Below are 26,770 nucleotides of genomic sequence, written 5' to 3' on the forward strand. Positions count from 1 at the left end.
CCTAGCTCGTCAGCAGTTCGGCGAACCAGATGTCGGTGTGGGGGAAGTAGTCCATTCGCACCTTGTCGACGGCCCCGTTGACGGTGGACAGGGCGCTTTTTCCGTTGGCCCACTTGATATTTGGCGGCCACGTGACCGAACAGGGGGCACCCGAGGCGGGCTGGTGAAAGAGGAGTTCCAAGCTGCGCGACATCACGTAGGGCGCGCCGTGAAAACCGGCGATGGTGACATTGGTATTCGGCAGCATGAACTCCTGCACATCGCCCTTTTGCGGGACAATGCGGAAGGGCGAAGAAATGCTGGCAGCCTCCACGACATAGGCTTTCCGCTGAGTGCCGCCCTGGAAATTAGCACAATCTTCGAAACTCATTGTGCCCAAGGCTGATTCGGAGACACGACCAGACACCGCAAATATGGATCCGGCAGCTATCGACGCCGGCTGGAAAGGGTAGGGAATCCCCGCAGTGAAGCCGGGGATGAAATTCAGCACGCCCGTGCCGGAGAGTTCGCCGAGATTGTTGCTTTCCATGCGTATCGACTGGTGGGTACGAAGGCCCACGCCGGCATCCGCTTCGACCGAGATGAGGAATTCGCAGTCTCTCAGTGTGCTTTGGTTCGAGGGGGCACCGACGTCCATGCCGATCACCCAGCCGGTGTTGCTGCTGCTGTTCGTGGCGACGCCCCCGACGATGGACATTCTGCTGCTGCGGACCACCGCGTTGTTTTGCAGCGTCAGGATCTTTTGATCTTGGTTGGCCACGACGGAGAACTCGTACTCCGCGTAGCTGAAGGAGCCCACACCGACCGCGCAGTTGCCGTCGAAGACCACGTGGTTGGCGTTCTCGATCAGGTCGATGCTCCACTGCATCCTGTCAGCCACCGGAACCTTGCCATGGTTTTTGAACAACACGCCAGTAGCGCCGGCCGCGAGGAAACTCTGTATCTCGAGATCATGGCCGCGAGAATGAAACAGGTTGCCGATTTGTATTCCGATGGCGCCCGGACCGGCACCCGTGCCGTCGATGGTGAAACCCTCGAACTGGCAAGGGGCGGGCCAGCCGCTAGTGGTGGTACCGGCACTGTTCGCCGCCAAAATGCACGGCCCTTTCCCGGAGTAATTGAAGATGGTGAGGGATTTGCCGTCCCCTCGCAGGTTTTGAAACTGGGTGAAATTCAGCGTGCTGGTGATCTTGTAGTGGCCGGTCGGCGCGTATACCCAGCCTCCACCGGTCGGCACCGCCGCCGAGCCGCCTACCGGCGGCAACGCGGCGATCGCATCTCTGAAGGCCGCGGTCGAATCGCGCGCTCCGGTCGGATCGGCCCCGTAGTCCAGCACGTTGATCTCCCGCCGTCGCCGGTCCGGCCCGCTGGAACAGCCCGCCATGAGCGTGGTAGGGGTCGCAATCGCCGCGACGAGCGCCAATGGCCGCATCACCTCGCGCCGGGTCAGCAAGCCGTCGACCTGACCGCCTCGAACCGCTTCAGAAATACCCCGCCGCCATGTCACGCTGCCAAGTATGCGGCAAAAGTGCGCGCACTGTTTCAGGGGCCGCGACGTAGCGGCCGAGGCAATCCAGCGGTCGTTGCCGCGCGGAATCGTGAAAACCCGCGCCCGTCGCTGAGAACAGCGCCCGCGCATTCGCGGACACCGGGAAAGGGGTACTCGTGTTCTGCGAAACTTGCAGCGGCGCAACCTATCTCGCCCGAATCCTGCCCGGCCTAGCTATCGTCCTCACGGCCTGAGCAGCCCATGTCCGCGGGTGCGGGACCATGTTTGCCCGATGTCGCCACAGTCCAGTGAGCGCAGCACCCGTAGGACCATCGGGGTCCCGCTCGGATGATCGAGCGATTCAGCGTTGACGACCGACCACCGAAGCTCAATTTGCAAATCGCCTATTCCCATTCGGGGTAGCCCAGCCCTTATAGTGAGGTGGGGTTGGGACGGCGCACAGGTTCGGCTGACTACGGTGGGGGGCCATCATGACCGGGAGCATCACGCATGGCTCGAATCGCACTTCGAAAGCGAACTGCGGCTCGCTTGGTGAGCTACTGCCGCCCGCGGCATTTCAGGAACTCGTTGGGTCCGGCGGTCCCCCTGTGAACGAGGCGACCGGCGAGGAATTCCTGGGGTACTTGGTTGACCTGTGTGGGTTGCAGCCAGGCGACGCAGTGCTCGACATCGGTTGCGGCTCAGGGCGGATGGCTCTGCCGTTCACCGGCTACCTGAACCGCGAGGGCCGTTACGCCCGCTTCGATGTCGCACGGGAAGCAATCGCATGGTGCACCCAGAACATCTACCCCAACGTCAATTCCAGAGTCGCAGATCTTCGGAGCAAAAAAGAAAAGTCGAACGGGAACGACACGCCGTCAGACGTCCGTCTGCCGTATCCCGACGACTTCTTCGATGTCGTATTGCTTGCCTCGGTATTCACGCGGATGCTGGCATCGGACGTGAAGCACTATATGCAGGAGATCGTCCGTGTGCTCAAGCCCGGCGGGCGAAGTCTGGCCACCTTCTTCCTGCTCAATGAGGAGTCGTCAGCCCTCAGCAAAGAGGAAAAGGGAGCCATCAAGCTCAAGCACGAGATGCACGGTCCACGAACGGTCGACGTCGAAAACCCTGAAACGGCGATCCGGTACCCGGAAGCCTTCGTCCGGGATCTGTACCGGGAATGCGGCCTCGAGCTTCAGGAACCGTTGCGTTACGGCAAGTGGTGCGGTCGAGCGAACGGCATGAGCTGGCAGGACGTCGTGATCGCGGTCAAGGGCGCGAGCACGCATCGTCTGGCCCAAGGAGTGCGTATGACTGAGACCGAGCGGCCCAACCGGTCGAGCAAGCATCCGCCCATCCCGCCGTCGGACCAAAACACCGCTTTCGCCCAGGGCACGGGCGGCAAGCCTGGCGCTACACCCGCGGCTACACCCGCACCGAAGGCATCCGAAACACCAGCGCGCATGAGCCCCGCCGCCGCCAAGGAATACGTCGCCAGCCTCTACGCCACAATCCTGCAACGCGATCCCACACCGGCTGAGCTCGTGCACTGGGCGAGCACCGCCACCGTCATGCCACCCGAGCAAGTCTATTTCGCCTTCGTCAACTCGAAGGAATATCGGCTTCGGCATCACGAAAGGGCGGTGCCGACCATGTTCCCGCCGGGTCACTGCTATTCACCCGTCGTGGATCCATCGACAATCGCCAAATACATGGACCAGCAGTATCTGCAGGAACCCGACGACATCAAAGGCATCCAGTTCGACGAAGCCGCCATGGTGCGGTTCTGGAAAGAAAACGCAGAATTCATCAAGAACACGCCGTTCAGCGAGCATGACGACGGCAAAAACCGCTACTACTACAACGACATGTATCCGTACGGCGACGCCATCATGCTGAGCACGATGATTGCCCATTTCAAACCCAAGAACGTCATCGAGGTCGGATCCGGATTCTCCTCGGCCTGCATGCTCGACACCGTTGATCAACTCGGTCTGAGTGACTTCACGATGACTTGCATCGACCCCGACGCCGATCGCCTGCGCAGCAGACTTCGCGAGGAAGACCATTCCCGCGTCGATATCATCGAGGGGCTGGTTCAGGATGTGCCGGTTTCGACGTTCTCCACACTCAAGGAGAACGACATCCTGTTCATCGACTCCACCCACGTCCTCAAGACCGCAAGCGATGTGCACTACGAGCTGTTTTCCATCTTGCCCAGCCTCAACAAGGGCGTGCTAGTACATTTCCACGACATTCAATACCCGTTCGAGTATCCGCGGCAATGGCTATTCGAGGACAATAGATCGTGGAACGAAACCTATGCTCTGCGCGCCTTCCTAATGTTCAACTCGGCTTTCGAGGTGCTCTTCTGGAATGGTTTGTTCGCACACCGACAGCGCGCTTTGATTCAGGAGACCAACCCGCTGTTCCTCAACAACCCTGGCGGCTCGATCTGGTTGCGAACCCGCCCCACCGGCCCTGCCCGGCGAGGGGGTCGGCGGCGGTGAACGTCCAGACCGTGAGCATCGACCGAGACAAAGTAGACATCGTGGATCAGGCCTTCTCGTCTTTTGGCGCCCAGTCGTTCGCGGATCTGGGCGCCGTTTCGCCACCGGAGGCCGGGTATACGTTTTATGCGCTGGACAAGTATCCGATCCAGCGCGCCGTATTGGTCGATACGGACATCACCCCGACCGTCATGGACCGCACAGAGAAGTACCCCCAACTGCGCGCGATCAATGGAGATTACGGCAGCCGCGCCGTTGTTGACCAGGTCGATCGCGTCGACGCAATCTTTCTGTTTGACGTGTTGCTGCACCAAGTGTCACCCGATTGGGACGACCTCCTCGAGATGTACGCAAAGAATGTGCGCCTGATCGCGATCTACAACCGGCAATGGACGGGTTCAGAGACTACGGTCAGGCTGCTGGATCTCGGCGAAGAGGAATATTTCCGCAAGGTCCCGGCCGACCCGGCGGAAGAGCCATACAAGAATCTCTTTGCAAAACTTGACCAGAAGCATCCCTATGCCGATAGGCCGTGGCGCGACGTGAGTTCCATTTGGCAGTGGGGCATCACCGACGATGATCTGGAATCAACCGCCGCTCGGCTCGGGTTTAGGCTGCTATATAAGAAGTGGTGTGGCAGGCTGAATGAGCATTTCGAGAATCAGGCGTTTATTTTTTGCCGTTTGTAACAGGTTTTCCTGACACTTTGGCCGTGCCGCGGACTGGAGTGAAGACCAGGCACAACGCAGCTATTTCGCTTCATTCATGGCCTCCTCGCATTCGCGCTCGGCCAGTTGACGTGCCAATTGCTTCAACGCACGGCTGCGGTCCCGATCGTCGGCGCCGCCAGGCGCGGCAGGTTCGCTGCGGCTCAGAATTGCATCCACTACCGTCGTGACAGCCTCAACCGTCACGGTGCGGCGGTCATCAGCGAAATGGGTTTCGCTCCCCGGGCCGGTGACGATTTCATAGGCGGGGAAATAAAGGACATCCGGCCGTGCGGCGACCGCCTCGCCGGCCGCGGCACGCAACACCGACTTGCTGTACGCCGTCGCGGTGTAGACGTGTTGGGCGGTGGCGGTCGCCACCAGCGGCACTGGCGACACCGTCAGCACGATCTTCAAGCCGGGCTGGATGGCCCGCATTCGGTCGATGAAGCCGAGGATGTCGGCGACGACCTCGCCGACGGTGAAGTTGACGAACTGGTGTCGCTGGGAATCGAAGTTGCCGGCGATGGTTCCGGGGCAGGAGGGAAAGACCGCGCCGTCGAGGGTCGAGACCCAGCTTTCCGTCAACCCCAGGGTGAAGATGAAAAGGTTGCATTCAAGGATCGCGGCCAGCACCCGATCCAGGTGGGAGCGGGTCAGGAGTTCGAATTCCTCCTGTGATTCGGCCGGATAGGGCAACCCTGGTCGGAACGGATCGATGACGGCGTCCGACGTCGCCCAGCGATCTTCGCGCGGTTGGAACCGCCCCTCGGCCCGGTCGATGAGCTGAAGCCATTGCCTTGCCGTATAGATGTTTCCGTAGGCCGCCGAATAGAGTTCGTAGCCGAAACGCTCATTGGCCTGGGCCGTCTCGGTCCGGACGTAGCGATAGCCGGCGGCTTCCAAATGCGGCACGATGTTCGCGGCAAAGCAACTCCCCGCCGACATGACCCGGCTGTCGGCCCTCAGGATCGGTTCATCGGCTGTTACCAGGTCCACCGGCGACCAGTTGCGTGCGACGGACCGCGACCAAAAAGCCCGGTCTGGCTGATCGTTGTAGGGGTGCCGCGCCATGTGTTCGTCCTATTCGAAGGCCCGTAAAATGGTCTCGTACACCACGTTGCCATAGGCTTCGTTCGCATGGCTGACATCCGAGGCCCAAAACTCGCGCTTCAGGAAGCCGTCGGCATCCTGAACTTCCTCGGGAACAGGAATGAACATCGCCCCCCGAGTGCGGGCTTCTTCGGCCAGCATGTCCTGCAGCAGATACCAAAGCTTAAGCCGCACATAGGGATCGGTGATGGGAATCGTCTCCACCGACTGCCCAAGCAGCGCCGCCTTGCTAACGAAGAACTCTTCGGTCTTCAGTAGGGCGCGAAGCGCCTCATTGTCGTCCTTGGGTGGCGGCGTGCCGACGAGAGCAATGCGGTTCAACCCGCGACTCATCAGCCGCTTCAACGCCGAGCCGAGACCGTTGAAACTGAGCTCCTGGAAACTGTGCCGGATGGCGGCCCTGGACATGATCTCCGCCGATGGATTCATGATGCGCACATGCGCCGAAAGGAAGTCGAACGGCGTTTCCGCCTCGAAGAAATACAAAATGTTGTGCTCGTTACCGCCCCAGATGATGCCGACATCCGCGCCGATCCCGAGATCGCCGAGGGTATCCCAGTAGGCCATGTCCCGCGGCCACGCGCCACCCGCCAAAAAAAGCGTGCCGTCCCCGCGCGGGCCGGTAATGAGCTCCAGTGGCCCGGAAAAAATCTGGCCCCCGACGAGGGCGGCGAGATGGGACTCACCTGCGAGAATAAGGCGGGACGCGGAGGACTTTGGCCCAGAGGTGGAACGGTCAGCATTCATCACTTGATGCAGTCTCCCGACGTCTAGAAGGCGCAGGGACAGCATACGTGAGCCGCAACCGCCCGGCAGATAATCCCGGGTGTTGCCTGGGTCGTCAGAAGCCAGCGGCCGCGCCCCCACACCGGCCTCGGGAGCGGGGAATATTAGGTCGCGTCGGTGTCGAAGGGAGCCGGGCCCTCGGCGAGCCGTTGCGCTGGCCCGGGTTGTGGCGCCGGCGCCGGCGGCCCTCCATTGACCGGCTTGTCGAAGTTCCCGGTGAAAAAGGAGTCGTCGCCGTCGAGCAGGTGCTTGGTCAGTGCCGCGCGCGGCGTCATCCCCCGCAGCTTCTGCAGCTCGCCCAAATGCCCACGCAGATCATCGAATTCGGGTCCCATGTCCTCACGCAGCTGGGTGGTCACGCCGGACAAGTAGTCGCGGGCCTGCCGCAGCGCGTTCGACGTCCAGCGGATGGCGCCCGGAAGTCGTTCCGGCCCAAGGACAACCAGCCCGACCACCACAAGCACCAGGATGTGCTCCCAGCTCAGGTTGCCGAGCATCTAGCTGCCGTCGGGATCGGGCTTGACCGTCAGCGTGACGTGCCGGCCGTCGCGGACCACCTCGACGGGCGCGTCCTGACCAATTGTCAACTGCCGCACGGCGACAACGAATTCGTCGGAGTCGGCGACCTTGCGGTTGCCGATCTTGACGATCACGTCGTTCTCCAGGATGCCGCCCTTTTGCGCCGGGCTTCCGGCCTTCACGTTGGCGACCTGTGCGCCGGCCGCGATCGCGTTGCTCACCGAACGGGTGCTGATCCCGATCGTCGGGTGCACGATCTTGCCGTTCTTGATCAGCGTCTGAGCGACCTGCTTCATTTCGTTGACCGGAATCGCGAAGCCCAGCCCACTTGCGCTGTCCGACAACGACTTACCGGCGGTGTTGATGCCGATCACCTGGGAATCCATGTCGATCAGCGGACCGCCGGAGTTGCCGTGGTTGATCGAGGCGTCGGTCTGGATGGCGTCGATGACGGTGTCGGTGTCCGAGCCCTCCCCCGACAACGGAACGGGGCGGTGCAGCGCGCTGATGATGCCGTGAGTCACGGTGCTGCGCAGACCCAGCGGTGCACCCGCGGCCAGCACCTCGTCGCCGACGCGGACCTTGTCGGAATCTCCGAGCCGGGCCACCGACAGGTTGTCCACGTTGTCGACCTTGAGGACGGCCAGGTCGGTCTTGGGGTCACGGCCGACGAGGTTGGCGGGCACTTCCTTGCCGTCGTTGAACACCACCGTCGTCTTGAATTGGCTGGGGTTGTTGGCGGCCTCGGAGATCACGTGATTGTTGGTGACGATGTAGCCCTTGCCGTCGATGACGACGCCGGATCCCTGCATGCCCTCCTGGTCGCTCTTGGACTCGATGGTGACCACGGAGTCGGCGGTCGCGGTCGCCACCTTGGCGAACCGGCCGGCCGGCTGTTCGGCGTTGTGCGGGGTGGCCAGGGTGACCTTGGAGGTGGTGAACGCCTCGACGACCTCGGCCGTCTTGCGGCCGATCACACCGCCGAGCATGCCGATCACCAGGGCGATCAGCAGCAGCACCGCCAGCGCGAGGTAGGACACCTTGCCGCCGAACAGCACGTCGCGCACGCCGAGTTTGCCGGTGTAACCCGGGGCGGCGCGCGGCGGGGCCGGGGCCATCGCCGGGGTGCCCAGCGCCGCGGCGGCGCCGGGGTCGCGCCAGGGGTCGTCGGGTTCGTCGGGACCGAAGCCGTCCTTCTCGGCGGCCAGCGCGCCCGCGTCGACGGGATGGCGCTGCAGCGAGTCCGGGCTCCCCTCGGGTCGGCTGAACGCCTCGGCCAGGACCGGGTCTTTCGGTTGGTCGTGTGGCTTGAATTCGGCTTGGTCACGGTACTTTTGCGGGCGCACGCGCTCGGCCACGAACGACCCGATCATCCCGCGCGGCCGGCCGAACGTCTGAGTTGACGCCGGATCGACCGGTGGCCGGGAGACGGGGCGTGGCGCCAAGCGTTGCCCGCCGTCGGGGCCGTTGTTATCGCGTTGATCGGAGGTCAATTTTTCCTCTGGATGCCGGGTACCTGTTCACCCTAGTATCCATGTTTCCCGACGTGCCGCTTAGCTGCGGCGCTAGCGGCGTTTACGCGGGTCGCGCTCGTCGCGGGCGAATGGTTCAGGCGTGTCGTCGATTGGGCTGTGCGGAATCTCGGAGAGCAGCCCGAGCAGGTTGGTGGGGATGCGGATGGGGTGCGAGTCGTCGTCGCGCAGCGCGGAGCGGGCCCGGCTTTGGCCGTCCACCTCGGCCGCGCACTCACTGCACAGCGAGAGATGGTGCGCGGCGCGCAGGTGTGCGGTCATCCGCAGCTCGCCGTCGACGAAGGCCGCGATGGCCTCGATCGATAGGTGCTCGGTCGAGCCGAACTGCCGCGGCGCGCCGACCGGCGCATCGCTCTGGGAGGCGAATTGCGCGGGGAGCCAGGAAAAAGCGCGGCGGAACACGTGCTTCCTTTCGCTACCTGCCACTCTTCGAATGTAGCGCGGCGGCAGGCTTCAGCGGGTCGGTTAAGCCGACTCGGCGAGCCCGGACTGGGCCGCGTGCGCCGCCAGATAGTCGCGCAGCGCCTGCCGGCCGCGGTGGATGCGGCTGCGCACGGTGCCCAGCTTCACGCCCAGGGTGGCCCCGATTTCCTCGTACGACAGACCCTCGACGTCGCACAGGACCACCGCGGCACGAAACTCCGGCGGCAACGAATCCAACGCGGCCTGCAGGTCAGGCCCCAGGCGTGCGTCGTGGTAGATCTGCTGCGGGTCCGGCTCGTCGGCGGGCACCCGGTCGTAGTCCTCGGGCAACGCCTCCATCCGGATGCGGGCCCGGCGGCGGACCATGTCGAGGAACAGGTTGGTGGTGATGCGGTGCAGCCAGCCCTCGAAGGTGCCCGGCTGGTAGTTCTGCACCGAACGGAAAACTCGGATGAAGGTCTCCTGCGTCAGGTCCTCGGCGTCTTGCTGATTGCCCGAAAGCCGATAGGCCAGCCGGTACACCCGGTCGGCATGCTGGCGCACCAGCTCGTCCCAGGACGGCATGGTGGCCTTGTCCCCGGTCGCGTCGAAAACCGCGGTGCCCTGCAACTCGTCGGGCAGTTCCACCCATTCGTCGTCGCGGAACTCCTGCGGGTGCGACATGGTGGACGGGCTCAAAGTGGTGCCTAGAGCGGTGATGGTTGGATCCTCCGGATTTTCCCTGCCAATCCCTGGCAGATCGTCTTTGTCGGCAACGCGAAGTTGCATTTCTCTATTCCTGCCGCGCCCGCCCCCGTGATCCATACCCGTTACCGTCGTCTACACGCGTATAAGCGAGGTAGGAGATACCTGAGGTTTGCCTGAGAAACCATTTCGTTACCTTCGCTATGCAGGGCAAACCGGGTCCCGAGTGACATCGGTCGCGTCCCGCCTCCCGGGCGTGTCGGACGCGTCCTACTCAGGCGCGCCTGACCGATCGCGCGAAGAATCCGGCATACGCTGCGGGTCATGGACGGTAACTCCTCGCTCACGCTCGACCAGCCGGTCCTTAGCCGCGCCGAATCCCTCTCCGCGCACGCCGAGGGCTCGATTTCCGAAGACGCGATCTTGGCGGGTGCCCGCGAGCGCGCCACCGACCTCGGCGCCGGGGCGGTGACGCCCGCGGTCGGGGCGCTGCTCAGCCTGCTGGCCAAGCTCAGCGGCGGCAAGGCCGTCGCCGAAGTGGGCACCGGCGTCGGAGTCAGCGGGCTGTGGCTGCTTTCCGGCATGGCCGAGGACGGCGTGTTGACCACGATCGACAACGAGCCCGAGTACCAGCGGCTGGCCAAGCAGGCGTTCGCCGAGGCCGGCGTCGGGCCGTCGCGCACCCGGTTGATCAGCGGCCGCGCCCAGGAGGTGTTGACCCGGCTCGCCGACGAGTCCTATGACCTGGTGTTCATCGACGCCGACCCGATCGACCAGCCGGATTACGTCGTCGAGGGCGTGCGGCTGCTGCGCTCCGGCGGGGTCATCGTGGTGCACGCGGCGGCGCTGGGCGGGCGGGCCGGCGATCCCGCCGCGCGCGACGCCGAGGTGGTCGCGGTGCGCGAAGCGGCCCGGCTCATCGCCGAGGACGAGCGCCTGACGCCCGCGCTGGTGCCGCTCGGCGACGGCGTGCTGGCCGCCGTGCGCGACTAGTTCCGCGCCATCGTTCACCTGCTGGCCTGGAGTGTCGTCGATCGCGACGCCGGCCTACCACAATAACTGCGTTACTGTGAGACTGTGAAGAACATTACCGTCTCTGTTTCGGACGACACCTACCGCACGGCGCGGATTCGGGCTGCAGAACTCGGTAAGTCCCTGAGCGCGCTCGTTGCCGAGTACCTGAATTCGCTATCCGAGCGAGAGGCCGAGTTCTCTCGACTCGAGGCGAAGCAACAAGCAGTCCAAAACGAAATCCGCCGGTTTTCCGCCCGCGATCGCCTGAGCCGGGACGACGTCCACGACCGTGCGGTTCATTGACACCAACGTCCTGCTTTACGCGATCTCACACGATCCGGAAGAGCGGGACAAGGCGAAACGTGCCAACGACATTCTGGCCGCCCGCGACCTTGCCGTGTCTGTTCAAGTTCTTCAGGAATTCTATGTTCAGGCAACACGCGCAAGCAGGCCCGATCCGATCACCCACGAGCAGGCTGTCGCGCTGGTGGAGTCGTTCATGCGGTTTCCCGTTGCGCCAATCACGGCCGAGGTAGTGCTCGCCGCCCTGGCGACAAGTCAGCGGTTCCGGGTGTCGTACCGGGACGCCGCAATTCTCGAGGCCGGCCGCGCGCTCGGTTGTGACGTCGTCCTGTCCGAAGACCTAAGCGACGGCGCCGACTACGCCGGGTTGCGGGTCGAGAATCCGTTCCGCACCGGTCGCTCTGGGCAAGCCAGCGGTTCCTGATTGCGCGGCCCTTCACCCCGCCTTGACGTTCGACTGAACGTTCGTTTAGCATACTGAACATGCGTTCAGCCGATCTGACGGCGGCTGCTCGAATCCGCGACGCGGCCATCGAGCAGTTCGGGCAGCACGGCTTCGGGGTGGGGCTGCGGGCCATCGCCGAAGCCGCGGGGGTGAGCGCCGCGCTGGTCATCCACCACTTCGGTTCCAAGGAGGGCCTGCGCAAGGCCTGCGACGACTACGTCGCCGAGGAGGTCCGCAGCCAGAAGTCCGAGACGATTCAGTCCAACGATCCGGCCACCTGGTTGACGAAGTTGGCCGAGATCGAGTCCTACGCGGCCGTGACCGCCTACCTGGTGCGCAGCTTGCAAACCGGCGGCGACTTAGCAAACATGTTGTGGCACACGATGATTGAGAACGCCGAGGACTACATGGCCGAGGGCGTTCGGGCCGGAACCATCAAGCCCAGCCGCGATCCGCACGCCAGGGCCAGGTTTCTGGCCATCACCGGCGGCGGCGGTCTGTTGCTCTACATCCAAATGCACGAAAACCCAACCGATATCCGGGCGGTCCTGCGCGACTACGCCCGCGACATGATCCTGCCCTCCCTGGAGATCTACACCGAGGGCCTGCTGGCGGACCGCACGATGTACGACGCATTCCTGGCAGCCGAAGAGCAAGGAGCATCCCGTGACAGTTAACCTGCCGATCGAAATACACGGCCTGACAAAGCGTTTCGGCACAGTCCAGGCGCTGGACGGCCTGGACCTGACGGTGCGCGCCGGCGAAGTCCACGGCTTCCTCGGGCCCAACGGCGCCGGCAAGTCCACCACCATCCGCATCCTGCTCGGCCTGGTCCAGGCCGACAGCGGCAGCGTGCGACTGCTCGGCGGCGACCCGTGGACCGATGCCGTCGAATTGCACCGCCACATCGCCTACGTGCCAGGCGATGTCACGTTGTGGCCGTCACTGACGGGCGGCGAGACCATCGACCTGCTGGCCCGCATGCGCGGCGGGCTCGACGAGAAACGCCGGGCGGAACTGATCGAACGTTTCGACCTCGACCCGCACAAGAAGGCACGCACCTATTCCAAGGGCAATCGGCAGAAGGTCTCGCTGATCTCCGCGTTTTCCTCACGGGCCGAGCTGCTGTTGCTCGACGAGCCGAGCAGCGGTCTGGACCCGTTGATGGAGAACGTGTTTCAGCAGTGTGTCGCCGAAGCGCGTGACCGCGGCGCGACGGTGCTGCTGTCCAGCCACATCCTGGCCGAAACCGAAGCGCTGTGCGAGCGGGTCACCATCATCCGGGCCGGAAGGACCGTCGAGAGCGGGACGCTGGACTCCATGCGGCATCTCAGCCGCACCTCGATCCGAGCCGAAATGACGGGTGACCCAGGCGATCTCACCCGATTCAAGGGCGTCGAAGACGTCAGCGTCGACGGCAGCACCCTGCGCGCGCAGGTGGATAGCGAAAGCCTCGGGGAAGTCATCCGGGCGCTCGGCGACGCCGGCGTGCGCAGCCTGGTCAGCCAGCCGCCGACGCTGGAAGAGCTGTTCCTGCGTCACTACGACACCGCAGAGGCCAAGGTGGCGGCGTCATGAGCACCGCGACGCTGCAGCGGCCGTCCCGCCCCGCGCGTTCCGCCGGGTCGCCCTTCTCCGGAACGCTGTCGATCCTGCGGCTCTACCTGCGGCGGGACCGAATCACGTTGCCGCTGTGGGTGCTTCTGCTCTCGGTGCCACTGGCCACCGTGTACGTCGGAAGCGTCCTGAAGGTCTACCCCAACGAGGCCGCGCGCGCCGGGTTCGCCGCCTCCATCATGGCAAGCCCGGCCCAGCGCGCGCTGTACGGCCAGGTCTACAACACCAGCATCGGTGCGGTCGGCGTTTGGAAAGCGGGGATGTTCCACCTGCTCATCGCGGTCGCGGTCATCCTCACCGTGATCCGCCACACCCGCGCCGACGAGGAAACGGGCCGCACCGAGCTGATCGACTCGACGGCGATCGGCCGCTACGCCAGTCTGACCGCGGCGCTGATGCTGTGCTTCGGGGCGTCGATCGCCACCGGCACGATCGGCGCGGCGGGATTGCTCACCACCGCTATCCCCGCCACCGGCTCGCTGGCCTTCGGTGCGGCGCTGGCGGGCTCCGGCCTGGTGTTCACCGCCGTGGCCGCCGTGGCCGCGCAACTGTCGCCGAGCGCCCGGGTCGCCCGCGGTTTCGCGTTCGCCGTCCTGGGGACCGCGTTCACGTTGCGCGCGGTCGGCGACGCCGGCTCCGGCACGCTTTCGTGGCTTTCCCCGCTGGGGTGGTCGCTGCAGGTCCGGCCGTACGCGGGTGATCGGTGGTGGGTGCTGCTTTTGCATTTGGCCACGACCGCGGTGCTGACGCTGGTCGCCTACCGCCTGCTCGCCGGGCGCGACGTGGGCGCCGGACTCATCGCCGAGCGCGCCGGGCCCGGGACGGCCGGGCCGGGACTGCGCGGCATCGCCGGGCTGACGTGGCGGCTGGACCGCGGCGCGGTGCTGGTGTGGTCCGTCGGGCTGTGCCTGTATGGCGTCCTGATGGGCAGTGTCGCGCACGGCATCGGCGACGAGCTGGGCGACAGCACCGCCGCGCGTGACATCGTGGCGCGGATGGGTGGCACCAGCGCGCTCGAGCAGGCCTTCCTCGCGGTGGCGTTCGCCATGCTGGGCATGGTGGCCGCCGCGTTCGCCGTCTCGCTCACGCTGCGCCTGCATCAAGAGGAGGCCGCCCAGCGAGCCGAGACCACGCTGGCCGGCGCTGTTGCCCGAACCCGTTGGCTGGCAAGCCATTTGGTCGCTGCCCTGGCCGGTTCGACGGCGGCGATGCTGGCCGCCGGCGCGACGGCCGGGCTTGTCTACGGCGTCGCGGCCGACGATGTGGCCGGCAAGCTGGCCGTCGTCGTCGGCACGGCGGCCGTGCAGCTGCCCGCCGTGTGGCTGCTGTCCGCGGTGACGCTGGCGTTGTTCGGCCTCACACCGCGGTTCACGCCGGTCGCGTGGGGGGTGCTGGTGGCGTTCATCGCCGTGTATCTGATCGGCTCGCTGGCCGGGTTCCCGCAGTGGGTGCTCGACCTGGAACCGTTCGCGCATACCCCGCGGGTCGGCGGTGGCGACTTCACCGCGGTGCCGTTGCTGTGGTTGCTGGCCGTCGACGCGGCGCTGATCGCGTTGGGAATCATAGCGTTTCGTCGTCGGGACATCCGATCATGAAAACCACGATCCGCCTCACCGCGTCATCGATTTTCGGCCTGGCCATACTGGGCTTGCTGCTGTTCGTCCCGGCCGGGACGCTGAACTATTGGCAGGCATGGGTTTTCATCGGCGTCTTCACGGCCGCGACGATCATCCCAAGCATCTACTTGGCCCGGACGAACCCCGCGGCGCTGCAGCGACGCATGCGCGGCGGTCCCCTTGCGGAGGGCAGGCTGATCCAAAAAGTCGTCATCGTCTTCGCGTTTCTGGATCTGTTCGCCATGGTGGTGTTCAGCGTGGTCGATTACCGGATGGGCTGGTCGTCGGTGCCCGGGTGGCTGTGCCTGGTGGGTGATGTGCTGATAGCGGCCGGAATCGGCTTCGCGATGCTGGTGATCGTCCAGAACAGCTACGCGGCCGCCACCGTGCGGATAGAAGCGGGCCAGTCACTGGCGTCCGGGGGTGTCTACAAGTTCGTCCGGCACCCCATGTACGTCGGAAACGTGATCATGATGGTCGGCATCCCGCTCGCGCTCGGCTCCTACTGGGGGCTGCTTTTCGTCATCCCCGGCGTGCTGGTGCTGGTCTCCCGCATCCTGGACGAAGAGAAAATGCTCAGCCAGGAATTGAGCGGGTACCGCGAATACACCCAGCGGGTGCGCTATCGGTTACTGCCGTATGTGTGGTAGCTGCGCCCCGCGGTGCTGGTCTTTGTGGCAGAGCGAGAGTTGTTGCCAAACTGGATCGTTTCACTATACGGCGTCAAACCCAGCAATCTGGCGGAACTGAGCGGATTCACGTCTTGGGCTAAACCCTCCCCGCGACGCGCCATCGCCGGATACGATTGAAAACCGTGTCCGGCCAAGACCGCGCCGGTGAGGGGGAATCTGCCTGAGTATGACCGTGCGTAAAGCAACGCGCTCTAGATCAGCTCGTGGCCGCGAAGACGGGAACCAGGCCGCAGCTATCGGGGATTGAGCATGCAACTGTTGAGTTTGATATCGCCACGAATCGAGCACGCCTCATGAAGGCCGTGCTGTTGGCCGGCGGCCTCGGCACTCGCCTCCGCGAGGAGACGGTTATCCGCCCCAAACCGATGGTGGAAATTGGCGGTAGACCGATCCTGTGGCACATTATGAAGATCTATTCGCACCACGGAATCAATGATTTCATTGTCTGCTGCGGCTACAAAGGCTATGTAATCAAGGAATACTTCGCCAACTACTTCTTGCATATGTCGGACGTGACCTTTGACATGTCCACCAACACGATGCAAGTGCATGAGCACCACGCGGAACCGTGGCGAGTGACGCTGGTGGACACCGGCGACGACACCCTAACGGGCGGCCGCCTCAAGCGTGTGGCAGCGCACATCCGTGACGATGAAGCTTTCTGCTTCACCTACGGTGATGGCCTTAGCGACGTGAACATCGGCGCCAGCATTGATTTCCATCGTCGCCATGAACGCCTCGCCACCGTCACCACGGTATTTCCGCCAGGGCGGTACGGGGCCATCGAGCGCGACGGCGACCGGGTCACGCGCTTTGTCGAAAAGCCCCCCGGCGACGGCGGCCTCATCAACGGCGGATTTTTTGTCCTGTCCCCCGCCGTACTCGACTACGTCGAAGGCGACCAAACCTCGTTTGAAGGTGAGCCCTTGGCCAAGCTGGCCGCCGACGGCCAACTGATGGCCTTCGTCCATTCCGGTTTCTGGCAACCGATGGACACACTTCGGGACAAGAACCAGCTCGAACACTTATGGAGTAGCGGCGACGCCCCGTGGAAATGCTGGCTTTGAACCTGGATTGGGCCTGGTGAAGATTCTCGACGCGCCGCTGGCCGATCTGAAGATCGTGCAGTCCTTCCCCCATCGCGATGACCGCGGCGCATTCATGCGCCTCTTCTGCGCCCAGGAACTTCAGCCCGTTTTAGGTCACCGCCAGATCGTGCAAATCAATCAATCCAGGACCACCAGCGTCGGGGCGGTGCGCGGTATGCATTTCCAGTTTCCGCCGCATGCGGAGATGAAGATGGTCCGCTGCGTTCGCGGCCGGGTCTGGGACGTTGCGGTGGACCTGCGGGCCGGCTCACCGACGTTCTTGCGGTGGCACGCCGTGGAACTTGCACCAGACGACGCGCAAATGCTGGTCATCCCAGAAGGATTCGCGCACGGCTTTCAAGCGTTGGAGCCTGACAGCGAATTGCTTTATCTGCACACGGCGTTCTACCACCCACCTTCCGAGGGCGGACTACGTTACGACGATCCGCGGCTCGCCATCACCTGGCCGTTACCGCCGCAGGACCTTTCATCTCGTGACCTTGCCCACCCGCTAGTGGGTCCTGAATTCTGCGGGATCGAATTATGAAGTGCCGGCACTGCGGTGCGCCGCTCGAGCATCGCTTCATTGACCTCGGCTTTGCACCCCCGTCCAACGCGTACCTGCAGGCCGAGCAGCTGTCTGACCCGGAACTGCACTACCCGCTGCGCGTGAACGTGTGCCACCACTGCTGGTTGGTCCAGACCGAGGATTACGCCCGCGCCGACGAACTTTTCGACGTTGACTACGCGTATTTCTCCAGCACCTCCACCACGTGGCTCGACCACGCGGCGCGCTACGCGCGGATGGTCACCGAACGCCTGCAACTTGGGCCCGCCAGCTTCGTTATCGAGGTGGCCTCCAACGACGGCTACCTGCTGAAAAACTTTGTGGCAGCGGGCATTCCGTGCTTGGGTGTTGAGCCGACGGCGAGCACGGCCGCGGCTGCCGAGGCCGGGGGCATCCCGGTTAGGCGAGAATTCTTTGGCGAAGCCCTGGGGCGTGAACTCGCAGCTGAGGAACGGAGTGCGGATCTTGTTGTGGGCAACAATGTGTACGCCCATGTGCCCGACATCAACGACTTCACCCGGGGACTGGCCGCCGTGCTGAAGCCCGAAGGTACCGTCACCCTGGAATTTCCCCACCTGATGCCGTTAATCGAACAGACCCAGTTCGACACCATCTATCACGAGCATTTCTCTTACCTGTCGCTTACCGCGCTGAGGCAAATCTTCTCCGCGGCCGGCTTGCGCGTCTGGGACGTGGAGGAACTGTCGACCCACGGCGGCAGCCTGCGCGTGTATGGCTGCCTTGCCGAGGCGGCGATTCCCACCACGGACCGCGTCGGATCGTTGCTGGCCCGTGAGGAGACGTTCGGATTGGCCCGGCTCGAGACCTACACGGCGTTCCAGGCGCGCGCCGACCGCGTGAAAGATAACTTCGTGGCCTTCCTCATCGAGGAAAAGCACCTTGGCCGCCGCGTGGCAGCCTACGGGGCTGCGGCAAAGGGCAACACATTGCTCAATTACGCAGGCGTCAAACCGGACTTACTCCCGTACGTGTGCGATGCCGCGGGGTCCAAACAGGGCAAATTCCTGCCGGGAAGCCATATTCCGATCTATTCGCCTGAGGCATTGCGGGAGAACCCGCCCGACGACGTGGTCGTGTTGCCCTGGAACATCGCCCGCGAAGTGCAGACCCAGCTGGCCGATGTTCTGCCGGGCGACACGCGTCTGGTGACGGCGGTTCCCGAATTGCGCTACCTGTGAAGCCCCGCCCCGTCTGGATCGAGGACGTGTGCGAACGCGTCGATTTGCTCCCGGGTCACCGTCAGCGGGTCGGCGCCGTCGTGCACGCGCCGGGCCCAGCTGACGGTCCATGACAGGGCGTCGTGAAAGCCGAGCCGATTGCGCCAGCCCAGCTCGCGCTCGGCCTTGGCCGGGTCGAGGGCCAGTAGGTTCGCCTCGTGGGGATGCTCCCCCCGGTCAAGTTCCCAGTGCGAGCCGCCGCCCCAGAGCTCGGCCGCCAGCGTCGCGACCTCGCCGACTTCGACGAAGCTGTCGCGGCCCGGCCCGAAGTTCCATTCGCCTTGGCCGGAGCCAGCCAGGAGGGCGTCGGCAAGGGTCAGATAGCCGTTGAGGCAGTCGAGCACATGCTGCCATGGCCGCACTGCGCTCGGGAACCGGAGCCGGGGCGTCTGGCCGAAGGCAAAGGCGGCCGTCAGGTCCGGCAGCAGTCGGTCACGACTGACGTCGCCGCCGCCAATGACGTTGCCGGCGCGGGCAATCGCAGTGGGGACGCCGGGGAAGCTGCGAATCCAGGACTGGGCCAGCAGATCGGCCATCGCCTTGGACGCGCTGTAGGGATCGTCGCCACCGAGAGGGTCGGTTTCAACATAACCGGCCTCCTGGTTGATGTTCCGATAGACCTTGTCGGAGGTCACCACGACGTGCGCACGCACTGAAGCGGTGGCCGCGACGGCCTCCAGCACGTTGAGGGTCCCGATGGCATTGATCTCGTAGGTATCTCGCGGCCGGCGATACGACTCGCGAACCAACGGCTGTGCGGCCATGTGCACGACAACATCCGGAGCCGCCGCCGACACCGCCGCCGCGGTGGCGTCGGCATCGCGAACGTCAACCCGAAAATCGTTGACAAGTTGGTCCGCAATCGCCGCCCGGTTGAACAACGCCCCGTCGAGCGGGTCGAGCGCTAGCCCGGACACCCGGTGTCCGCGGCTGACCAGCAGCAGCGTGAGCCAGGAGCCTTTGAAGCCGGTGTGCCCGGTGATTAAGTAGTGCACGGGCTACCGCGTAGCCTTGGCCAGGTATTCGCGGCCCGGCTCCGCGCCCCCGCGCAGCACGTACTTTTTGACTTCCACAGTTCTAAAACCCTACAGCGACCCCGGGTTTTGGCTACGTTGCGATAGAGCACAAATTCGACGCGGGACGGCCCAGGAACTGGCGGCCGCGGGATGCGTCGGCGAGGGGGGTGCGTGGGAGAAGGCAATGACGGGCCGGCAAGGTGTCATCCTGCCGCGTGGACGCGGCTCTGGGTCCCGAGCCTGAAATGACGGTTACCTTGACGGGAGCGACCGGATTCGTCGGACGGCAGATTCTGCGCGCCCTGCTGGAGCGGGGCTGCTCGGTGCGGGTGCTCGTTCGAGATCCCGCGCGCCTGCCTGATGGCCGGGAGCCTGGCGCATTAGAGGTTGTGCAGACACCTGACTTGTTCGCGGAGGCGCCGGCCCGATTAGAAGAGCTGGTTAGGGATTCGCAAACCTTGGTGCACGCAGCGTGGTACGCCGAGCCGGGTGAATACCTCACCTCACCGGCGAACCTCGCGTGCCTTACCGGAACGCTTGATCTGGCGCGCGCGTTTGCGGTCGTCGGCGGGACGCGATTCGTCGGTGTCGGAACCTGCGCCGAGTACGACTCCTCCCAAGGCCTGATGACTACCGAGACTCCGCTCGCGCCGAACACGTTGTACGCCGCGTGCAAAGCATCGGCCTTCCAGGTGCTGAAATACTTTCTGGGTACGCAAGCCGTGAGCTTTGCCTGGTGCCGGCTCTTCTACCTGTATGGGGAGGGGGAAAACGAGCGGCGCCTGGTGCCCTACATTCGCAGGCAACTAGAGGCGGGGCAAGAAGTGCTCCTCACTCGCGGCAATCAGGTACGTGATTTCTCCGACGTGAAAGACGCCGCTCGGATGGTCGCCGACGTCGCACTGGGCCAGCGGCAAGGCGCGGTGAATATCTGCTCAGGCGAAGGGGTGACCGTTCGGCAACTCGCCGAACGCGTTGCCGACGAATACGGGCGGCGTGACTTGCTGCGTTTCGGGGCAGCGCCAGAGAACCTTTTCGACCCTCCGCGGGTCGTCGGCGTGCGGGAGGACGCAATATGACTGGTGCGACAACGCTCTATGAGCAGTCGGCGTTTCCGATCTTCCAGAACCGGATGTACGACTCGGCCGACGAGGCACGCTCGTGCCCACGCGGCGACATTCGGTTGGTGCAGGACGATATCAGCGGTCTCGTCTACAACGCGGACTTTCAACCGGAGCTGATGAACTACGACGCCGCGTATCAAAACGAGCAGGCGCATAGCCCGATGTTCAAGAGCCACCTGGAACAGGTCGCCACCATCGTCGAGCGCTATTTGGGAACTGAGGCGTTGGTCGAAGTCGGTTGCGGCAAAGCGTATTTCCTCGAGTTGCTGCAGTCGCGCGGCTGCTCCATCGCTGGCTTCGATCCAACCTACGAGGGCGAAAATCTCGCCGTGCAGCGTCGTTACTTCGGGGATGGTGTGACAGTGTCGGGCAGAGGACTCATCCTGCGTCACGTACTGGAACATGTGCAGAACCCCGTCGGCTTTCTCGACGGCTTGCGCGACGCGAACGGCGGCGGACTCATCTATATCGAAGTGCCGTGCTTTGACTGGATCCTGCGCGCGAGAGCCTGGTTCGACATCTTCTACGAGCACGTCAATTACTTTAGGCTCGGCGACTTTTCAACGATGTTCGGCCACGTCGTCGACGGCGGACACCTGTTTGGGGGCCAATACCTCTATGTCGTTGCCGATCTCGCTACCTTGCGGCCACCCATGTCCAGTCCGGCGGCCCGTGTCGACTTCCCGGAGGATTTTCTGGCGACGGTATCCGTCGCTCCTTCCGACCGGGCGGAAAGAGCGAGAGCCGTATGGGGTGCGGCGTCGAAAGGCGTCATCTACTCGCTGTTGCGGGAACGCTGCGGCAACCCGGTGGATGTCCTGATCGACATCAACCCGGCCAAATGCGGCAAGTTTGTGCCGGCCACCGGTCTGCGCGTCATGTCCCCGGAAGACGGGATGGCCACTCTCCCACCAGGTTCCGAGATCTGCGTGATGAATTCCAATTACCTGGAGGAAATTCGCAAGATGACAGGAGACCGTTTCAACCTGACGGGAGTGGAGCATGACTGATTTCGAAGTGGAAACGATAAGCCGGATTGATGCGATGTCACACAACAAGCGTCTCCACGCCGATGCCGGCGAATTCATGCGCACGTCACTGCTAGCCCAGTACTCGTACAACTTCGCCTGGATGTCGCGGCCGATCATTCAGTACCCACAAGACATCGTTGCGATGCAGGAGCTGATCTGGCGCGTCCGTCCTGACCTGATCATCGAGACAGGCATCGCTCACGGCGGATCGCTTATCTTCAGCGCATCCATGCTGGCGCTGCTGGACATGGCTGATGCCATCGAATCCGGTCGCACACTTGACCCGGCCAAGTCCAACCGAAAAGTGCTGGGCATCGACATCGATATCCGCGAGCACAATCGTGCGGCCATCGAGGCACATCCCATGGCCAGCCGCATCCAGATGATCCAAGGCTCCAGCATCGCGCCTGAAACCGTTGCGCAGGTGCGTGAGGTCACTGCCGGCTACCAGCGCGTGCTGGTGTGTCTGGACAGCAACCACACCCACGCCCATGTACTCGCCGAGTTGCAGGCCTACGCGCCGCTGACCTCGCTAGGCAGCTACTGCGTGGTTTTCGACACCATCGTCGAAGACGTGCCCGCCGATCTGTCTCTCAACCGCCCATGGGGCCCGGGCGACAACCCGAAGACCGCAGTGCGCGAATACCTCAAGGCGCACACCGAGTTTGAGGTTGACAAGGGCATCCAGCACAAGCTGGCGATCACCGTAGCCCCAGACGGCTATCTGAAACGGGTGGGCTGAGGGGCCGACATTGTCTTCAGGTGCTAGGCGGCGTCAGGTTGCGATAACGCAGAGCACTTCGTCGAGGCTGGCGGTCTGTAGGCGATCCGATTCGGTGCTATCGACATTGTGCGCTTGATCTAGTCGTGCGGCGTCGAACATTGCTGGGCCGCTGGCCATCTCGTCGGCAAGGACGTAGCGGCCCGCGTCGGGCGCGCGGCGCACCTGCTGCTCGGCGGCGCAGGCGTGGGTGATCTTGACCGCGTCGCCGTAATTGATGCCGACCTGAAACACCCGCGGTTCGGCCTCGAGCACGGCGCACAGTCGGGTGATGTAGTTTTCGGGGGCGAAAAACCGCCAGCCCTGGCCCAGATGCAGCCAAAACCGTCCACCGATCTGGTTGCGGAGCCTCCCGAGCCGGGCAGCCGCTTCGTCATCAGCACCGGGATCGACGAATTCGAGAAACCCGTAACGCTGCTGCAGGGTGGCGCGATCCTGCGCGGACAGGCCGGCGTCGACCACCAGGAAGCGCCCGACCCGTGACAGATCGGTGCAGCAGTGTAGAAACGAATTCAGGGTCAGTTCAGCGGCGGCTCGGTCCGGGCCGGCGACCAGGCTGACGGTCACCTCGGCTTCGCGTGAGCCCGCAATCAGGCTGCCCGACAACGCATCTGGATACTCAGCCGCCGCCTCGATCATCGTCGGCGCCGAGAAGTCGCGATTGAGTGCAATCGCGCGCCGGCGCTCCTCGGGGACCTCGGGGCTGGCCAGCAGCCGCCGACACAGCGCGAACGCCTCGGCATGCTTGCCGATCCACGCGGCACACACCGCCTGCTCATCGATGGCGCGCCAGGTGTAGATGTCGCGGTCATAGTGGATGTCGTCGTCGGGGAGCGGGAGTTGGGCCGCGCGCTCGGCGAACAGGTAGCCGAGCTGGTACTGCTGCTCGGTCCGGTAGTGGACAGCAATCTGATAAAGCGGCTCGGCGCGGGTCGGTCGAAACGCCCACGCCTGCAGGAAGGCGTCTTGAGTGTCCGGCCACGGCTCCCCCAGATTCGCCATCGCCTGCGCGAGCCGGTACAGCGAGTAGTACACCTCCTCGGCCGAACCTCCCAGCTCGGCCCGCCGCGCATACCACTTGCGTGCGTTGGCGAAGTCGTCCGAGTCAAAGTAGCTGTGGGCCAGGTCGAACACCGTCTTGGCGTCCGTGGGATTGCGTTCGACCTCGGCCAGCAAAAAATCGCGATCGCGCTTCATGCCCAGCGGCACCGTCAGGTACGTGGGCTTGCCGTCATTTCCGAAGTGGATCCACGTCACCACCACGATCTTCGGACCAGATTCCGGCGGTCGAGCGAGATGATGAAAGAGATAATTCGACGGGAAGAATAGGAGGGTTCCCTTCTCGCAACGCTGTGCGTAATCAAAGGCCGTAAACACCGTTTCGCCGCCGACTGCAACGTCGTTCAAATAGGCGACCACGCTTACTTGTCGCGTCGCGGATGGGCAATTGAAGGCATCGGCATGCTCGTGGAACCACTCTGGTCGATCGGGGCTCGACGGTTCGTATCGCAGGACATTCGGCGCCTCGAGCCGTGTGCAGAAGTAGAGCGTTGTCGAGATCCCCCGGTAGTCCGCGAAGCATTCACGCACGACACTGCGGAAGCGTTCCAAGACGTCACCAACGATGGGCGTAAGGGAACAGCGGCGATGTTCCGTGTCCATTTTTTGGGCACCCGGTAGCGCGATCAAGTCCGCGGCGAGCGCGTCATCAATGGCGCCTGGGTAGGTCCGCACGAACCGCGAAAGGTCCGTGGCCTGAGACGTTGCGCAAAACTCCACTCGCTGGAAACTACACCAGCCCAGCGTCTTCGCGCATAGGTTCAGAGGGTTGGCCGGGTGTCGGTTGCCGTGGGGTCCCCAGCCCGACGCGTGTGGCGCGGCAAACGTCGACCGTCGGCTATTGCACACCAACACAATAAGGGGGACCGCACTAGACTGCGGCGATGCAGAGCACCTCATCGAGGCTGGCGGTCTGTAGTCCGACGGCGACCGCCCGCCGCCCGAGTTCGGCGGTCGAGTCGGCCTCGTTGCCTTGCACACCGCCGGTCGGATCCAGTCGTGTGGTGTCGAACATTGCTGGGCCGCCGGCTATCTCATCGGTGAGGACGTAGCGGCCGGCATCGGGCGCCCGGCGCACCTCCTGCTCGGCGGCGCAGGCGTGGGTGAGCTTGACCGCGTCGCCATAGTTGACGCCAACCTGAAACACCTGCGGTTCGGCCTCGAGCACGGCACTGAGTCGGGTGATGTAATTTTCGGGCGCGAAAAACCGCCAGCCCTGGCCCAGATGCAGCCAAAACCGTCCACCGATCTGCGCGCGGAGCCGCGCGAGCTGAGCCCCGGGCACGTCGCCGGATCTACGACGGGCAAACTCGAGAAACCCGTAACGCTTGCGCAGCCTCGCGCGATCCTGCGCGGACAGGCCGGCGTCGACCACCAGAAAGCGCCCGACCCGTGACAGATCGGTGCAGCAGTGTAGAAACGAATTCAGGGTCAGTTCAGTGGCGGCTCGGTCCGGGCCGGCGACCAGGCTGACGGTCACCTCGGCCTCACGTGAACCCGCAATAAGGCCGCCCGCCAACACATCTGGGTACTCAGCCGCCGTCTCGATCATCGTCGGCACCGAGAAGTCGCGATTGAGTGCAATCGCGCGCCGCCGCTCCTCGGGGACCTCGGGGCTGGCCAATAGCCGCCGACACAGCGCAAAGGCCTCGGCATGTCTGCCGATCCAGGCGGCGCACACCGCCTGCTCATCGACGGTGCACCAGGCGTAGACGGCCGCGTCGACAAACAAGACATCCTTGTCGGGCAGCGGGATTTGGGCCGCGCGTTCGGCGAACAGGTAGCCGAGCTGGTACTGCTGCTCGGTCCGGTAGTGGACAGCAATCTGATAAAGCGGCTCGGCGCGGGTCGGTCGAAACGCCCACGCCTGCAGGAAGGCGTCTTGAGTGTCCGGCCACGGCTCCCCCAGATTCGCCATTGCCTGCGCGACTCGATACAGCGAGTGGTAGACCTCCTCGGCCGAGCCGCCCATCTCGGCCCGCCGCGCATACCACTTGCGCGCGTTGACAAAATCCCCCGCGTCGAAATAGCTCCGCGCCTTGTCGGACACCGCCCGCGTATCCCCGGCGTTGGCGGCGATCTCGGGCAGCAATGGGTCGCGGTCGTGCGCCGCGCCCGGAAATCTCGCCAGGAGCTCGGCCTCAGTAATGACGAACGCCGCGCTATCGGCTGGAACTCGTTCGTGGCTCGCCAGCAGGATCAAATTTTCGGGCAACGGCAGCGACCGATCCGTCAACGCCACCAGACCCGCTGCGGCAAAGCCGCGTGCTTGCGCGAGTACCCGCGGAGCATCGTCCTGATAGTAGGCAATTGTGGCGCGTTCGGGGTAGAACGGCTGCAGACCGAGCAGGTACTCGAGCGCCGCGTTGACGCGATATGTCTCGTAGGGGGCCGGCAGCAGTGAATCGTCGCCCGCGCAGCGGAGGCGGTTGGCGATGTAGTAGTTGTCAATCCAGTCCTTGCCCTCATGGGTGCGCAACCGCAAGCCAACATGCATCCGGATGCGCACAAAGCGATCGATGGCGCGATGACACGCGTCAAGGTCGTCGGGCGACAGGAGCGACGCGAATCGGGCGAGGATGTACTCCAGCCCACCGCGGTAGCGGTCCCAGCCCACCTTGACCTCTTCGTGCCCGAGATGGGTGTGTGGTTCATCCTCAAAGTATTGAATAACTTGGCGGTAGAAGGGTTCCGGGCTGAATGTCACCGCGGCCCGATCCAGCATTGCAGCGATCCTTGCAAAGAAGATGTATGCGAACGGGTTGGCAGCACCCGTCACCTCGCGCGCGAGCAACGTTCTGGCCAGGTAGACCTCGGGAAAAATGTGACCATTAGTCAGCAGGTCAAACAGGGCAGCATGGTCCTTTGCCTCGACCCGCGTCTCTTGCGCTACGGCATAGAACTGGCCAGAATCCTGTCCGGCAACCCGGTCGTGAAATAGCCAGGGCGCGAACACCGCGCCAACGTCGGGATGGGCTTCCAGGTAAGCGATGTAACGGCCAAGCACGCCCGGAATGATCAGATCGTCATCGGCAACGTAGAGGACATATCGCCCCTGAGCGGCCTCAAACAATCGCGACAGATTTTGGTATGCGCCCACATTTTCCGCCCGCCGAACGTAGCGGATGGCCAGCTGGTCCTCATATTTGTGCACCACGTCCGCAGTGTCGTCCTCCGAGGCGTTGTCACCGATCAGCAGCTCGTAGGAAAACCCGAGTTCGCCGATATGGGCGGCAAGGTCCTGCAGCAGACAGTCGAGGTACCGTGCCCGGTTGAAGGTAGGCACGCAGATGCTCAGCACGAGGGAATCATCAGTTGCTGCGTACACCACCACCCTCGATATTGTCACAGAGATGCTGCACTGCTCGCTGCGGAATGGAATGTCCGGCGGGCGGAGCCTTTACTGCGGCTC

The 26,770-nt window shown here is 64.0% G+C and carries 25 protein-coding genes; 15 read left to right on the forward strand and 10 right to left on the reverse strand.

Features of this window, described 5'->3' with window-relative positions; translation table 11 throughout:
- Position 1: 1 nt before the first annotated feature.
- Positions 2-1,507, reverse strand: a complete 1,506-nt coding sequence (locus tag G6N66_RS19810; RefSeq protein WP_163645883.1) for a glycosyl hydrolase family 28-related protein — start codon at positions 1,505-1,507, stop codon at positions 2-4.
- Between the two features lie 473 nt (positions 1,508-1,980).
- Here G6N66_RS19810 and G6N66_RS19815 point away from each other — a divergent pair, with 473 nt between their 5' ends.
- Positions 1,981-4,002, forward strand: a complete 2,022-nt coding sequence (locus G6N66_RS19815; RefSeq protein WP_085234337.1) for a methyltransferase domain-containing protein — start codon at positions 1,981-1,983, stop codon at positions 4,000-4,002.
- Positions 4,003-4,013: 11 nt separating this feature from the next.
- Complete coding sequence (locus tag G6N66_RS19820) at positions 4,014-4,691, forward strand: hypothetical protein (protein WP_232079362.1); 678 nt, start codon at positions 4,014-4,016, stop codon at positions 4,689-4,691.
- Positions 4,692-4,751: 60 nt separating this feature from the next.
- Here G6N66_RS19820 and G6N66_RS19825 read toward each other — a convergent pair whose 3' ends face one another.
- From G6N66_RS19825 to sigE, 6 genes are all read right to left on the reverse strand, one after another.
- A complete protein-coding gene (locus G6N66_RS19825) occupies positions 4,752-5,783 on the reverse strand; it encodes a GSCFA domain-containing protein (RefSeq protein ID WP_085234335.1) in 1,032 nt (343 codons plus the stop codon).
- Positions 5,784-5,792: 9 nt separating this feature from the next.
- Positions 5,793-6,572: a hypothetical protein gene (locus G6N66_RS19830; RefSeq protein ID WP_139825340.1), complete on the reverse strand. Its 780-nt coding sequence runs from the start codon at positions 6,570-6,572 to the stop codon at positions 5,793-5,795.
- A gap of 140 nt (positions 6,573-6,712) precedes the next feature.
- Positions 6,713-7,105: a Sec-independent protein translocase protein TatB gene (tatB, locus tag G6N66_RS19835; protein ID WP_085234333.1), complete on the reverse strand. Its 393-nt coding sequence runs from the start codon at positions 7,103-7,105 to the stop codon at positions 6,713-6,715.
- A complete protein-coding gene (gene htrA, locus G6N66_RS19840; RefSeq protein WP_085234332.1) occupies positions 7,106-8,620 on the reverse strand; it encodes a serine protease HtrA in 1,515 nt (504 codons plus the stop codon).
- A gap of 72 nt (positions 8,621-8,692) precedes the next feature.
- Entirely contained in the window at positions 8,693-9,085 is a 393-nt protein-coding gene (rseA, locus tag G6N66_RS19845) for an anti-sigma E factor RseA (protein ID WP_139825339.1), read from the reverse strand.
- A gap of 39 nt (positions 9,086-9,124) precedes the next feature.
- The gene (gene sigE, locus G6N66_RS19850; protein ID WP_085234330.1) at positions 9,125-9,886 is read right to left on the reverse strand and encodes an RNA polymerase sigma factor SigE; all 762 of its coding nucleotides are present in this window, start codon (positions 9,884-9,886) and stop codon (positions 9,125-9,127) included.
- A gap of 204 nt (positions 9,887-10,090) precedes the next feature.
- Between sigE and G6N66_RS19855 the strand changes: the two genes are divergently transcribed.
- The 10 genes from G6N66_RS19855 (at position 10,091) to G6N66_RS19900 (ending at position 18,308) form a co-directional block, all read left to right on the forward strand.
- Positions 10,091-10,759 carry an O-methyltransferase gene (locus G6N66_RS19855; RefSeq protein WP_085234329.1) on the forward strand — a complete coding sequence of 223 codons (669 nt, stop codon included), beginning with the start codon at positions 10,091-10,093 and terminating at the stop codon, positions 10,757-10,759.
- Between the two features lie 84 nt (positions 10,760-10,843).
- On the forward strand, positions 10,844-11,083 hold the full coding sequence (locus G6N66_RS19860; RefSeq protein WP_139825338.1) for a hypothetical protein: 240 nt from the start codon (positions 10,844-10,846) through the stop codon (positions 11,081-11,083).
- The gene (locus G6N66_RS19865) at positions 11,070-11,507 is read left to right on the forward strand and encodes a PIN domain-containing protein (RefSeq protein ID WP_085234328.1); all 438 of its coding nucleotides are present in this window, start codon (positions 11,070-11,072) and stop codon (positions 11,505-11,507) included. Before G6N66_RS19860 ends, G6N66_RS19865 begins: the two co-directional genes overlap by 14 nt.
- Before the next feature lie 59 nt (positions 11,508-11,566).
- Positions 11,567-12,205: a TetR/AcrR family transcriptional regulator gene (locus G6N66_RS19870; RefSeq protein ID WP_085234327.1), complete on the forward strand. Its 639-nt coding sequence runs from the start codon at positions 11,567-11,569 to the stop codon at positions 12,203-12,205.
- A complete protein-coding gene (locus G6N66_RS19875; protein ID WP_085234326.1) occupies positions 12,195-13,106 on the forward strand; it encodes an ABC transporter ATP-binding protein in 912 nt (303 codons plus the stop codon). The genes G6N66_RS19870 and G6N66_RS19875 overlap by 11 nt, the downstream gene beginning before the upstream one ends.
- On the forward strand, positions 13,103-14,740 hold the full coding sequence (locus G6N66_RS19880; protein ID WP_139825337.1) for an ABC transporter permease: 1,638 nt from the start codon (positions 13,103-13,105) through the stop codon (positions 14,738-14,740). The genes G6N66_RS19875 and G6N66_RS19880 overlap by 4 nt, the downstream gene beginning before the upstream one ends.
- A complete protein-coding gene (locus G6N66_RS19885; RefSeq protein ID WP_085234325.1) occupies positions 14,737-15,411 on the forward strand; it encodes a methyltransferase family protein in 675 nt (224 codons plus the stop codon). Before G6N66_RS19880 ends, G6N66_RS19885 begins: the two co-directional genes overlap by 4 nt.
- Before the next feature lie 335 nt (positions 15,412-15,746).
- Positions 15,747-16,520, forward strand: coding sequence for a glucose-1-phosphate cytidylyltransferase (gene rfbF / locus G6N66_RS19890; RefSeq protein WP_085234324.1), 774 nt, complete (start codon positions 15,747-15,749; stop codon positions 16,518-16,520).
- 16 nt (positions 16,521-16,536) lie between these two features.
- On the forward strand, positions 16,537-17,088 hold the full coding sequence (locus G6N66_RS19895; RefSeq protein WP_085234323.1) for a dTDP-4-dehydrorhamnose 3,5-epimerase family protein: 552 nt from the start codon (positions 16,537-16,539) through the stop codon (positions 17,086-17,088).
- The gene (locus G6N66_RS19900) at positions 17,085-18,308 is read left to right on the forward strand and encodes a class I SAM-dependent methyltransferase (RefSeq protein ID WP_085234322.1); all 1,224 of its coding nucleotides are present in this window, start codon (positions 17,085-17,087) and stop codon (positions 18,306-18,308) included. The genes G6N66_RS19895 and G6N66_RS19900 overlap by 4 nt, the downstream gene beginning before the upstream one ends.
- Here G6N66_RS19900 and rfbG read toward each other — a convergent pair.
- Positions 18,299-19,342, reverse strand: a complete 1,044-nt coding sequence (rfbG, locus tag G6N66_RS19905) for a CDP-glucose 4,6-dehydratase (protein ID WP_085234321.1) — start codon at positions 19,340-19,342, stop codon at positions 18,299-18,301. The two genes, G6N66_RS19900 and rfbG, sit on opposite strands and share 10 nt — an antisense overlap.
- Before the next feature lie 236 nt (positions 19,343-19,578).
- Here rfbG and G6N66_RS19910 point away from each other — a divergent pair, with 236 nt between their 5' ends.
- From G6N66_RS19910 to G6N66_RS19920, 3 genes are read left to right on the forward strand one after another with little or no spacing between them, the layout of a single operon-like run.
- Entirely contained in the window at positions 19,579-20,442 is an 864-nt protein-coding gene (locus G6N66_RS19910; RefSeq protein ID WP_232079363.1) for an NAD-dependent epimerase/dehydratase family protein, read from the forward strand.
- Positions 20,439-21,497, forward strand: a complete 1,059-nt coding sequence (locus tag G6N66_RS19915) for a class I SAM-dependent methyltransferase (RefSeq protein WP_197747046.1) — start codon at positions 20,439-20,441, stop codon at positions 21,495-21,497. The genes G6N66_RS19910 and G6N66_RS19915 overlap by 4 nt, the downstream gene beginning before the upstream one ends.
- Positions 21,490-22,260: a cephalosporin hydroxylase family protein gene (locus tag G6N66_RS19920; protein ID WP_085234320.1), complete on the forward strand. Its 771-nt coding sequence runs from the start codon at positions 21,490-21,492 to the stop codon at positions 22,258-22,260. The genes G6N66_RS19915 and G6N66_RS19920 overlap by 8 nt, the downstream gene beginning before the upstream one ends.
- Positions 22,261-22,293: 33 nt before the next feature.
- Here the strand turns inward: G6N66_RS19920 and G6N66_RS19925 are convergent, their stop codons facing one another.
- The gene (locus G6N66_RS19925) at positions 22,294-24,258 is read right to left on the reverse strand and encodes a 2OG-Fe(II) oxygenase (RefSeq protein ID WP_085234319.1); all 1,965 of its coding nucleotides are present in this window, start codon (positions 24,256-24,258) and stop codon (positions 22,294-22,296) included.
- Complete coding sequence (locus tag G6N66_RS19930) at positions 24,230-26,659, reverse strand: glycosyltransferase family A protein (RefSeq protein WP_163645885.1); 2,430 nt, start codon at positions 26,657-26,659, stop codon at positions 24,230-24,232. The genes G6N66_RS19925 and G6N66_RS19930 overlap by 29 nt, the downstream gene beginning before the upstream one ends.
- Positions 26,660-26,770 lie beyond the last annotated feature (111 nt).

The sequence above is a fragment of the Mycobacterium conspicuum genome, from assembly GCF_010730195.1.
GTDB lineage: Bacteria > Actinomycetota > Actinomycetes > Mycobacteriales > Mycobacteriaceae > Mycobacterium > Mycobacterium conspicuum.